An 11,059-nucleotide genomic window follows, 5' to 3' on the forward strand; every position below is an offset into this window, starting at 1 on the left:
ATGTCATAACTCGAGGGAGTTCACGCTGTTGGCATCAGGCCCAGGCAACGTGGCAAAGGGATAGCGCCCGTCTGCTGGCTACCTGTGGGGAAACGCGGTCGGGCAGAGGAAAAAAGGTGCGCCGAAGCGCACCAATCATCAAGCCAGCATCGGTAGCGTGGGGGATTACCCCTTGCCTTTCACGCTGCCAATAAACGTTTCACGAGCGGTGGTCGAACCCAGTTTTTCGGCCTCATTCATCAGTTTCAGCGCCTTATCGATATCCCCTGCCTTGACCGCCTGTTTGATACCGTTATTGAAGTAAGCCTCGGTGTCATTGAGCATCGGCTCTGCCGGTGCGGTGGCAACCGGTGCTGGAGCCGCAACTGCCGGAGCGGTGGCACCCACCACCACCGGTGGCGTTGCCGGAGCCGATTGCAGCATGCCAATCATGATGTTGCTGGCCCCTTGCTCTGCCGTCACCTTCAGCTTCAACGTGCCGCTGGTACTGTGGCTGGCGATCGGATCCGGAATATCCGGTACCGCGTTACCCACCCCCTGGGCGTAGGCTTTCGCCGGATTGGTCAGCGTGGTGGTTTTAGTCAGATCCTGCTGGGTGGTGTACACCAACAGATAAATCTGTTTTTGCCCCAGCGCAGGGGTCAATTTCAACGTACCTTCCAGCCGATCGGCAGACATCACGCCCGGTGGCTGGTAAGCGAAATAGCTGCTCGGATAATAGGCCGCCGGGCGCATATGTTCATCGAGCACCAATACGCTAGGGGCATAGATTGAGGTTTTATTGGCCAGACTGCTCAGTTGGATTTCCAGCGATCCCCGATCGGCCGGCAGCGTAAATGCAGCAACGGCCCCCTGGATCTGGCCCTGGTTGATCTGTGGGCTGACGTTATTGAGTTGGACATCCTGGCTAACCGGCGGCACCAACGGCTGCCAAGGCAAACTTTGCAGGGTGGCGGCACTGATGGCCGGTGCGACGGCAACGTTGGCCGGGGTATCGGCATAGGCCGCCAGCGGTGCGCCGACGGTCAGCGCCAGAGACAGGCAGAGTGACAGTAGATTTTTTTTCATTGTTATTACCCTCTCGCTTTGAGCGTATATCCCGGCAGCGGGCAGGCAAGCGCACTACTGCCGGTTAAACGATAAGAGGGAGGGCGCGTAGGCACCCTCCCGTCAAGCCAGTATTACCACCAGATTTCCATCTGGGCACCGAAGGTGACTTCGCTGTCTTTACCACGGCTGAAGGTATGCATGCTGGTATCGTTATAGGCAGTACCTGCGTTGTAACCCGCGCCAGAATCGTTGTTTGCGTAGCCCCACTTCTCATCCCAGTTGGCGTAGGTCGCGAAGACACGGATCGCCGGACGTGACCAGATGCTGTTACCCGCTTGCCACTGTTGTGCCAGGGTCACTTTGTATTGGCCGTTACGATCGCCAGTACGTTGAGACTTCACGTTGTCGTAGCCGACTTCCATCAAGGTGCTCATGATTGGCGTCCATTTGTACATTGGGCGCACGCCCACGGTGTACCAGGTGGTGCCGTTGTCATTGTCGCGGTTAACGTCCTGATACATGGCAACGTACATCATTGCCCAATCATCGTTGAAGTCGATGGCACCGTGATCCAGCACGCGGATCATGCTGCCGTTGTTGTCAATGGAAGCGCCTTGGCTGCGGCCATTGTTTTGCGCGGTCATGGAGTCGGTAGCGTACTGCACCACGAATTTGTTGTAGCCACTCAGGATGCTCTGGGTATGTTCCGCAGTAAACATCCAACCGTCTTTGCTTGCCCCGTCGGCCAGGTGGTAACCGTCTTGCTCGTTGGCACGGCCATAATCCACACCCAGTTCCAACGTACCGCCAGGGTTCAGTTCTAAGCCAGCCAAACGCAGGTCGAAGGTGTCGTTGACGGTTGGACGCTCGTCACGCTGGTTGTCGATGTAACCCAGGGAACCACCGGATTCGGTGTTACGGGTCACGGCAGCAGACAGCTTGCCGAAGCCCAGGTCGATATTTTCCAGACCGGCACCAGGACCTGAGATATCCCAGTAGTAGAAGTCGATCATATGGACGTCATGACGTTGATAGAAGCGCTTACCGGCCCACATGTTGGCACCTGGCAACGCGTCGATCAGGTTTTTACCCTGCACGTTCACTTCGCGGAAAGCCGGGCTGGTGGATTCCCAGTCAGACTGTTGTGACACGGAATAGGCCACGTTGGTGTCGAAGTAGAAGCTCTTGTCGCCCTCTTTCCACACTTCCTGCCCCAGTTTCAGTTCCGCATAGGTTTCACATTCGTTACCAAGACGGTACTTACTGCTGGCGCCGGTGGACTGGAAACACTGTTGCTCACCACCGCTCCCGGTCCAACCGATACCGGAACGTGCATAGCCATGGAAATCCACCGCCATCGCTGATGAGGATAAGACACCGGCGGCGACAGCCAGAGTCAGAGGAAGTTTGCGCAGAGTAGTCATCATTATTCTCCTGTTATACAGACCTTGATGCTTTAAACACCCGGTTCCTGATGCAGCCGTTTACACGCCGTACCGTCCTCGCGGAACAGGTGGCAGCGGTGTGGCGGCAGGCCGATGGCGAATGTTGCACCTTCTTCTACCAGCACCACGTCGTTCTGGCGGTAAACCAGGTTTTGACGAATTGCCGGAATTTGGATATGGATTTGCGTCTCGTTGCCGAGCTGCTCCACCACCTGGACTTCACCGATCAATGTCACTTCAGATTCAGAGCTCGGTAACAGATGTTCCGGGCGGATGCCCAACGACAGGTTGGTCCCCACCTCGATGCCCTGCCCTTCAACCGGCAGCCACACCAATTGGCTATTGGGCATCGGCAGTTCGATCTGTACCCGCAGCGCTTCCACACCGGTCACTTTCACCGGCAGGAAATTCATTTTTGGCGAGCCGATAAAGCCCGCGACAAAGCGGTTGGCCGGGTAGTGATAGAGTTCCAGCGGCTTGCCGATCTGGGCCACGCACCCGGCATCCAGCACCACGATTTTGTCGGCCAGCGTCATCGCTTCGACCTGGTCGTGAGTGACGTAAATCATGGTGCGCTGCAGCCGCTTGTGCAGACGTGAAATCTCAATGCGCATCTGCACCCGCAGTGCGGCATCCAGGTTGGAAAGCGGTTCGTCCAGCAGGAACACATCAGGTTCAGCCACCAGCGTACGGCCAATCGCCACACGCTGGCGCTGCCCGCCGGACAGGGCTTTTGGACGTCGGTCCAGCAAATGCGCTAATTGCAGCACTTCGGATACCTGGTTAACCCGCTGATTGATTTCCGCTTTTTTAGCCCCGGCCAGCTTCAGGCCAAACGACATGTTGTCGGCCACGGACAGATGCGGATACAGCGCGTAAGACTGGAACACCATGCCGATACCGCGCTCGGAAGGCGGCACCTCATTCATCCGTTTTTCGCCGATGAACAGATCGCCAGAGGTAATATCCTCCAGCCCGGCGATCATGCGCAGCAACGTCGATTTACCACAGCCGGATGGCCCGACAAACACCACAAACTCGCCGTCATCGATGGTCAGATTAACGTCTTTGGAAATCACGGCCTCGCCGAAGGCCTTATAAACGCTGCGCAGTGTGACGCTAGCCATGCGTTACTCCCCTGCTTTCGCAGTTAACATTTCGTGTGAAGATGGCGGAACCGAAACCCGCCAACACCCATTGATGACCCTCTTGCTGCGCACCGTACTGCCATGCCATAGGCTTGGTCGCCTCAGTCGGTGCGACCGGCTGAGTATAAGGCTGTAGGTTAATCAGCGCTTCAAGGCATTGATCCTGATGGGTAATAAGTAAGCGAATGACGCCATTTTCCTGGCTGACCTGATTCAGAACCCCGCACTGGATCACCGGGTGCTGACGCAGGGCCAACAGGGCCTGGCAGTATCGTAAGGTTGAATGGTTGTCGTGTTGCTGGCGGCTGATAGCCAGTGCACGATGTTCTATCGCCACCTGTTGGTACCAGTGGATCTCTCCTGCGGTGACCTGCTCCGGCGCTTCATGCCAGGGCATCGGGGTTTGTGCCCCCCGCGGTTCTTGCAGATCCGCCGCGTGTGGCAAGCCCAGCTCTTCCCCCTGATACAAACAGATAGGGGCGGGCAGCAAGGCCAGCAGGGTCAGGAAAGCCTGCGCAGAACGCAGATCGCCTTGCCCCCAATGGCTGACCACCCGCGGCTGATCGATTTCGCCGGTGCTCCAGACTTTTTCGCCCAGCCGGTGGCGATGGGTATGCAATACCTCCACCAGCTTTTCGCAGCTGAACGGCACCACTTCCAGCGCCAGCGCGCTGCGAGCATAGTGCTGTTCGGGAGCGGCACTGCGGCAGATACGCTGAGTGCCTTCACTATGCCAAAGTGCCAGTCCATGCCCGGCCAATTTCATTCCAGCCTCTGGCGATAGCGACTGCGGCAATAACAGTCCGTCCACCGCCAGTGCTTTCAGATAGGGCAGCGCCGCCATCATGCCGTGCACGTCGCCCACGCCATCGCCGTTTCCATCGCGGAAACTGACCGGATGGATCCGGTACAACGTAGGGTGAGTTGCGGTACGCACTGGTGACATAGGTCTGGATTCCTGTAGCGTTGGGCGATAAAAATCAATGTTGCAAATAGTGAGGTAATGGCAAGAAGGGGTAATCATCCGTAACAGGATTTTTCATGGGGGAGGAGATGGGAGGATGAGAGAACGACGATGCGCGACATAAGTTCCCGGCATAAGGCAAATCTGTGATCTTCCCTGCAAAAATAGTCCTCCCTTTTGGTGTCCGACACCACAGAATAGGACGGTTTGCTAGCTGGATCACACTACTCAGGCATGGGGCGTAGACGGGGGGAGGATGAGAACACAGCGGGTTGTGACCCACTATTAGCGCGTAACCGCTCTCCTTACCGCAGTCCCCACAGAAGGATTGGATTTATGAATCGCACAATGACAACAACCGTACGCACGCTGGCGCTTTCAGCATTGACGACGCTGGTGCTCTCCTCCTCCGCTTTCGCCAAAATAGAAGAAGGCAAACTGGTTATCTGGATCAACGGCGATAAAGGCTATAACGGCCTGGCCGAGGTGGGTAAAAAGTTTGAGAAAGACACCGGCATCAAAGTGACCATCGAACACCCGGACAAGCTGGAAGAGAAGTTCCCGCAGGTTGCCGCTACCGGTGACGGTCCGGACATCATCTTCTGGGCTCATGACCGTTTCGGGGGCTACGCGCAATCGGGCCTGTTGGCAGAAATCCACCCTTCCAAAACCTTCCAGGAAAAAATCTATCCGTTCACCTGGGATGCGGTACGCTTTGACGGCAAGCTGATCGGTTACCCGATCGCGGTGGAAGCCCTGTCGCTGATTTATAACAAAGACCTGATCAAAGAAGCGCCAAAAACCTGGGAAGAGATCCCGGCGCTGGATAAAGAGCTGCGCGCCAAAGGCAAAAGCGCCATCATGTGGAACCTGCAAGAACCCTACTTCACCTGGCCAGTCATTGCCGCCAATGGCGGTTATGCCTTCAAGTTTGCAGATGGCAAATACAACATCAAAGACGTGGGCGTAGCCAACGCCGGTTCACAGGCTGGCCTGCAGTTCATCGTCGATCTGGTGAAGAACAAGCATATCAACGCCGATACCGACTACTCGATTGCCGAAGCCGCCTTCAACAAGGGCCAGACGGCGATGACCATCAACGGGCCTTGGGCCTGGACCAACATCGAGCAAAGCAAAATCAACTATGGCGTCACGCTGCTGCCAACCTTCCAGGGCAAACCATCCAAGCCGTTTGTTGGCGTGCTGACCGCAGGCATCAACGCCGCCAGCCCGAACAAGGAACTGGCGACCGAGTTCCTGGAGAACTACCTGATCACCGATCAGGGCCTGGCTGACGTTAACAAAGACAAACCGTTGGGTGCCGTGGCGCTGAAATCGTTCCAGGAACAGCTGGCAAAAGATCCGAAGATTGCCGCCACCATGCAGAACTCGCAAAACGGCGAAATCATGCCAAACATCCCGCAGATGAGTACCTTCTGGTATGCGATGCGTAGTGCCGTGATCAACGCCATCACTGGCCGCCAGACGGTGAAAGCCGCGCTGGAAGATGCACATACCCGTATCACCAAGTAATACCTGGCCATTGGCGGGCTGTGATGCCCGCCTTTGCCCCGCTGTGTGAGAGACCGTTGGCCTCTCGCGGTAACACCTGAAAGGAAAGCCCTATGCAACTAGCTCACGCCGGAACACCTGCGCGAAAAAAATCGAAGTGGTGGCAAAGTGACATACTGAAATGGCTGATTGTCGGCCTGTTCAGCCTGGTGACCTGCTATCTGATTGTGGTGATGTATGCACAGGGAGAATATCTGTTCGCCATCCTGACGCTGGTGTTGGTCAGTGCAGGACTCTACGTGTTCGCCAACCGCCGTGCCTATGCCTGGCGCTACGTCTATCCTGGCGTCGCCGGAATGGGGCTGTTCGTCCTGTTCCCGCTGATTTGCACCATCGCCATCGCCTTTACCAACTACAGTAGCACCAACCAGCTGACCTTCGAACGCGCTCAGTCGGTGCTGATGCAACGCCAGTTCCAGACCGGTAAAACCTTCACTTTCGGGCTGTATCCGGCAGAGAACCAACAGTGGCGTTTGCAGTTAACTCATCCTGATAGCGGCCAACTGCTGATTTCTGCGCCGTTTAGCCTCAACGCCAGTGAGCCACAAACGTTGAAATTGGCGGTAGAAAGCGCTGAGCCAGCAGGTGAGCGCGCAACGCTGCGCGTGATCACCCAGAATCGCCAGACGCTGAGCCAGATTATTGCCATCCTGCCAGAAGGTGGCGAGCTGCGCATGAGTTCCCTGCGCCAGTTCTCCGGTACCAGCCCACTATATACGCTAGCCGCAGACGGCAGCACGCTGACCGATAACCAGACCCAGGTACAGTATCGCCCTAACCCGGATATCGGTTTCTATCAGGCCCTCAACGCCGAGGGTAATTGGGCCACCGACACCCTCAGCCCAGGTTATACCGTCACCATCGGCTGGAAAAACTTCTTACGGGTGCTCAACGACGAAGGCATCCAGAAGCCGTTTATCTCCATCTTTGTCTGGACCATTATTTTCTCGGTGATGACCGTGATCCTCACCGTCGCCGTAGGCATGGTGCTGGCCTGCGTGGTGCAGTGGGAAGCGCTGAAAGGCAAAGCGGTGTATCGGGTATTGCTGATCCTGCCCTACGCGGTGCCTTCGTTTATTTCCATTCTGATTTTCAAAGGGTTATTTAACCAGAGCTTCGGTGAAATCAACCTGATGCTCAACGCGCTGTTCGGCATTAAACCGGCCTGGTTCACCGATCCGCTCACCGCCAAAAGCATGATCCTGGTCGTCAATACCTGGCTGGGTTATCCCTACATGATGATCTTGTGCATGGGCCTGCTGAAAGCCATTCCCGACGATTTGTATGAAGCCTCGGCAATGGACGGAGCCAGCCCGATGCAGAACTTCTTCCGCATCACCCTGCCGCTGCTGATCAAGCCGTTGACGCCGCTGATGATCGCCAGCTTTGCCTTCAACTTTAACAACTTCGTGCTGATCCAACTGCTGACCCGTGGCGGGCCAGACATGATCGGCACCACCACACCGGCCGGCTATACCGATCTGTTGGTGAGCTACACCTATCGCATCGCGTTTGAAGGCGGTGGGGGTCAGGACTTCGGGCTGGCGGCGGCCATTGCCACGCTGATTTTCCTGTTGGTTGGCGCACTGGCGATCCTGAATCTGAAAGCCAGCAAGATGAACTTTGACTAAGGGAGAACGACAATGGCCATGGTGCAACCCAAATCCCAGCGCGTACGCCTGTGGATCACCCATATTCTGATGCTGAGCTTTATTGCCCTGATCATGTTCCCGTTGCTGATGGTCGTGGCGATTTCGCTGCGCTCCGGTAACTTTGCCACCGGCAGTCTGATCCCGGATCAGATCTCCTGGGATCACTGGCGGTTGGCTCTGGGGATGAGCGTCACCCAGGCGGATGGCAGCGTCACTCCACCGCCTTTCCCTGTGCTGCTATGGCTGTGGAACTCGATTAAAGTCGCGGCGATCACCGCCGTGGGGATCGTGACGCTCTCTACCACCTGTGCCTACGCCTTTGCCCGCATGCGTTTTCGTGGCAAAAGTACCCTGCTGAAAAGCATGCTGATCTTCCAGATGTTCCCGGCTGTGCTGTCTTTGGTCGCACTGTACGCCCTGTTCGATCGCCTGGGGCAGTACATTCCGTTTATCGGCCTCAATACCCATGGCGGCGTGATATTTGCCTATATGGGCGGTATTGCGCTGCATGTCTGGACCATTAAAGGCTATTTCGAAACCATCGATAACTCGTTGGAAGAAGCCGCCGCCCTGGATGGTGCCACACCTTGGCAAGCGTTCCGCCTGGTGCTGCTGCCCCTTTCGGTCCCGATCCTGGCGGTGGTGTTTATTCTGTCGTTTATCGCGGCGATCACCGAGGTGCCTGTGGCTTCCCTGCTGTTACGTGATGTGGACAGCTACACGCTGGCCGTCGGCATGCAGCAATATCTGAATCCGCAGAACTACCTGTGGGGTGACTTTGCCGCCGCGGCGGTGCTGTCCGCCATTCCGATCACCACCGTATTCCTGCTGGCGCAGCGCTGGTTGGTCGGTGGCCTGACGGCGGGAGGGGTGAAAGGTTAATTTATGCCACTGCAATACGTTTGATGTACTTTGTCCCTAACTATTACCCTATGGATTTCAAGTTACAGCTAGGCACCAAGCTGTAGCTTGAAAGACGACGGGTAATTATGAACTGTGTCTTTGGCGGCCTTCGCTGGGCCGCCATTTTTATGCTTACTCCCGCTTCAGCCGATCGGTGTTGGCCAGATACAAGGTCACCACCAGTAATAATATGGCCCCGGAATAGACCAACGTGTCGAAAGGGTTCTCATGATCAACGATGATCAAACGAATAATCGCGGTAATACCAATATAGATAAAGTAGCGTAGCGGGAAGTGATAACCCGACTCAAAGTATTTAACAATCAAGGCGATAAACTCGAAATAGAGGAAATAAATCACGATCCCCTCAATCAGCTGATACGAAGAAGACTCTTCGTTGCCGACGAATAATACTTTCGCTAAATGAAAGGTTTCTTTGACCAAAAAAACCACCAAAATCGCCGCCAATAGCAGCAACCCCACGTTCAGTACCCGCTGTAGCCCTTTGGCGATCATTAATGAGCGTGATGTTTTTGCCATGACTTCTCCCGTCGTTCGGTCAGTTATGAGTGCAGAAATTGCCTTATGGGCTTTTTCCTAAAGTTGCCCTGATGGTTTATCTTCAGGCGAATCAGCCTAGTTTCAATTAGTTGCATGAATTAATTGCGCCTGTATATATTTGTAGCAAATTGAAATGTCCTCTATTATGGGCGCATCCTTAGGCATTATGCCTATAAATTCCCGTAATTAAGAAAGGAACTTTCATGCGAGCTAAACTCCACGCACTGGTCGCGGCAGGCCTTTTCACCTGTTCGTTTGCCAGCTACGCCGGCGGACTGGTGACTCCTGATAACGATCTGCGCAATGACCTCGCCTGGTTATCCGATCGCGGTGTGATTAACGTCAGCCTGTCTACCTGGCCGCTAAGCCAGGAAGAGATCAACTCGGTGCTGGCGCAAGCCAAGCCGGTGACCAACACAGAAAAAACCGTCATTGACCGCGTACAGCGCCGGGTGGGTGACTTAAAAGCCAATATTACCGTCACCGGTTATACCTCTACCGACAAACCTGGCACGCCGCAGGGCTTCGCTCAAAATCAGTATGCCGACAGCAGTCTGACCATCGGCGCCGGTGCCAACGGTGAGTTCTGGGACGTGCGCCTGCAAGGTGCCGTGGAAGGCGATCAGCGCGTCTCCGATGGTTCCAAATTCAACCTGAACGGCTCATACGGTGCCATCAAAGTGTGGAACCAGTGGCTGTCATTCGGTGAAGTCTCTCAATGGTGGGGTCCCGGCTATGACGGCAGCCTGATCCGTTCCGACGCAGCGCGCCCAGTGGCGGGTTTTATGCTGCAACGTGCCGACCAATCCCCGTTCGAAACACCTTGGCTGTCCTGGATTGGCCGTTGGCAATATCAGATCACCGCAGGTCAGTTGTCACAATATACTGCAGTTCCTGATACCAAACTGTTTGGTGGGCGTTTTACCATGATGCCAACCAATTTCCTGGAATTAGGTGCATCACGTGTAATGATGTGGGGGGGAGATGGCCGCCCACAATCCTGGAGCTCATTCTGGGACGCTTTATCAGGCAATGATAATACTGGCGACAAATATAATGACCCAGGTAACCAATTAGGCGGTTTCGATTTCAAACTTAAACTGCAACCTCTAATTGGCATGCCTGTCAGCCTGTATGGCCAAATCACTGGTGAAGATGAGGCCGGGATGCTACCGTCTCACAACGCATATTTAGTTGGATTAGAAGGTCATCCTGAGTGGGGCCCGACTACCATCAACTGGCATATCGAAGGGGCAGATACCCGTGCTAATGGTAAGTCTAATAACGTTATGTATAACCATTACGTTTACAGAGGCGGTTACTATCAGCAAGGCTACCCTCTGGGCCACGCGATGGGCGGTGACGGTCAGATGCTGTCCGGCCGTGTAGAGCTGGTGCTGGACGATGGCCAGCGCTGGAGCACTCGTCTGGTATATGCCAAGGTGAACCCAAATAACCAGAGCATCAACCAGGCATTCCCAAAATCCGACACGCTGAAAGGCATTCAGTTGGGTTGGGGCTATAACTTCGCTTCACAAGTGAAGTTCGATACCAGCCTGTGGTACACCGATAATAACAACAGCACCGCCGATGACGTGGGTGCCGGTGTCAGCATGGCAGTACCGATCAATCTGTGATCCCTGTTGATGTCAAAAAACCCGCCGCGGCGTAATGCCGATCGTTTAAGGATCGGTTGACCGATCCGGTGGCTGGTGTAAAAAGGGTTCATGTTCATCATGGACCCTTTTTAAATGGAACTCTCAC

9 protein-coding genes are annotated in these 11,059 nt (G+C 55.1%); 4 read left to right on the plus strand and 5 right to left on the minus strand.

Annotated features, from left to right (window positions below; translation table 11 throughout):
* Positions 1-165 precede the first annotated feature (165 nt).
* The 4 genes from malM to ABIE29_RS21480 form a co-directional block, all read right to left on the minus strand.
* Positions 166-1,068 (minus strand): maltose operon protein MalM, encoded by a 903-nt coding sequence (gene malM, locus ABIE29_RS21465; RefSeq protein ID WP_429621123.1) that lies wholly within the window; start codon positions 1,066-1,068, stop codon positions 166-168.
* Positions 1,069-1,181: 113 nt separating this feature from the next.
* Entirely contained in the window at positions 1,182-2,477 is a 1,296-nt protein-coding gene (locus tag ABIE29_RS21470) for a maltoporin (protein ID WP_429621125.1), read from the minus strand.
* A 29-nt stretch (positions 2,478-2,506) separates the two neighbouring features.
* Positions 2,507-3,622, minus strand: coding sequence for a maltose/maltodextrin ABC transporter ATP-binding protein MalK (malK, locus tag ABIE29_RS21475; RefSeq protein WP_429621127.1), 1,116 nt, complete (start codon positions 3,620-3,622; stop codon positions 2,507-2,509).
* Positions 3,615-4,589 (minus strand): alpha-amylase family glycosyl hydrolase, encoded by a 975-nt coding sequence (locus ABIE29_RS21480; RefSeq protein ID WP_429621129.1) that lies wholly within the window; start codon positions 4,587-4,589, stop codon positions 3,615-3,617. Before ABIE29_RS21480 ends, malK begins: the two co-directional genes overlap by 8 nt.
* Before the next feature lie 354 nt (positions 4,590-4,943).
* Here ABIE29_RS21480 and malE point away from each other — a divergent pair, with 354 nt between their 5' ends.
* From malE to malG, 3 genes are all read left to right on the plus strand, one after another.
* Positions 4,944-6,140: a maltose/maltodextrin ABC transporter substrate-binding protein MalE gene (gene malE, locus ABIE29_RS21485; protein WP_429621131.1), complete on the plus strand. Its 1,197-nt coding sequence runs from the start codon at positions 4,944-4,946 to the stop codon at positions 6,138-6,140.
* 92 nt (positions 6,141-6,232) lie between these two features.
* A complete protein-coding gene (malF, locus tag ABIE29_RS21490; protein ID WP_429621133.1) occupies positions 6,233-7,810 on the plus strand; it encodes a maltose ABC transporter permease MalF in 1,578 nt (525 codons plus the stop codon).
* A 12-nt stretch (positions 7,811-7,822) separates the two neighbouring features.
* Entirely contained in the window at positions 7,823-8,713 is an 891-nt protein-coding gene (gene malG / locus ABIE29_RS21495; protein WP_429621135.1) for a maltose ABC transporter permease MalG, read from the plus strand.
* A 153-nt stretch (positions 8,714-8,866) separates the two neighbouring features.
* Here the strand turns inward: malG and psiE are convergent, their stop codons facing one another.
* Positions 8,867-9,274 (minus strand): phosphate-starvation-inducible protein PsiE, encoded by a 408-nt coding sequence (psiE, locus tag ABIE29_RS21500; RefSeq protein WP_429621137.1) that lies wholly within the window; start codon positions 9,272-9,274, stop codon positions 8,867-8,869.
* A 224-nt stretch (positions 9,275-9,498) separates the two neighbouring features.
* Between psiE and ABIE29_RS21505 the strand changes: the two genes are divergently transcribed.
* The gene (locus ABIE29_RS21505; RefSeq protein ID WP_429621140.1) at positions 9,499-10,932 is read left to right on the plus strand and encodes a capsule assembly Wzi family protein; all 1,434 of its coding nucleotides are present in this window, start codon (positions 9,499-9,501) and stop codon (positions 10,930-10,932) included.
* Positions 10,933-11,059: the final 127 nt, after the last annotated feature.

This window comes from Serratia sp. 2723 (assembly GCF_050434425.1).
Taxonomy (GTDB): domain Bacteria; phylum Pseudomonadota; class Gammaproteobacteria; order Enterobacterales; family Enterobacteriaceae; genus Chania.

Excerpts from the sequence above, each read along its gene's own strand:
- ABIE29_RS21505 (WP_429621140.1), top strand. The coding sequence starts at position 9,499 with ATGCGAGCTAAACTCCACGCACTGGTCGCGGCAGGCCTTTTCACCTGT.
- malM (WP_429621123.1), bottom strand. The coding sequence starts at position 1,068 with ATGAAAAAAAATCTACTGTCACTCTGCCTGTCTCTGGCGCTGACCGTC.
- psiE (WP_429621137.1), bottom strand. The coding sequence starts at position 9,274 with ATGGCAAAAACATCACGCTCATTAATGATCGCCAAAGGGCTACAGCGG.
- ABIE29_RS21470 (WP_429621125.1), bottom strand. The coding sequence starts at position 2,477 with ATGATGACTACTCTGCGCAAACTTCCTCTGACTCTGGCTGTCGCCGCC.
- malF (WP_429621133.1), top strand. The coding sequence starts at position 6,233 with ATGCAACTAGCTCACGCCGGAACACCTGCGCGAAAAAAATCGAAGTGG.
- malE (WP_429621131.1), top strand. The coding sequence starts at position 4,944 with ATGAATCGCACAATGACAACAACCGTACGCACGCTGGCGCTTTCAGCA.
- ABIE29_RS21480 (WP_429621129.1), bottom strand. The coding sequence starts at position 4,589 with ATGTCACCAGTGCGTACCGCAACTCACCCTACGTTGTACCGGATCCAT.
- malG (WP_429621135.1), top strand. The coding sequence starts at position 7,823 with ATGGCCATGGTGCAACCCAAATCCCAGCGCGTACGCCTGTGGATCACC.
- malK (WP_429621127.1), bottom strand. The coding sequence starts at position 3,622 with ATGGCTAGCGTCACACTGCGCAGCGTTTATAAGGCCTTCGGCGAGGCC.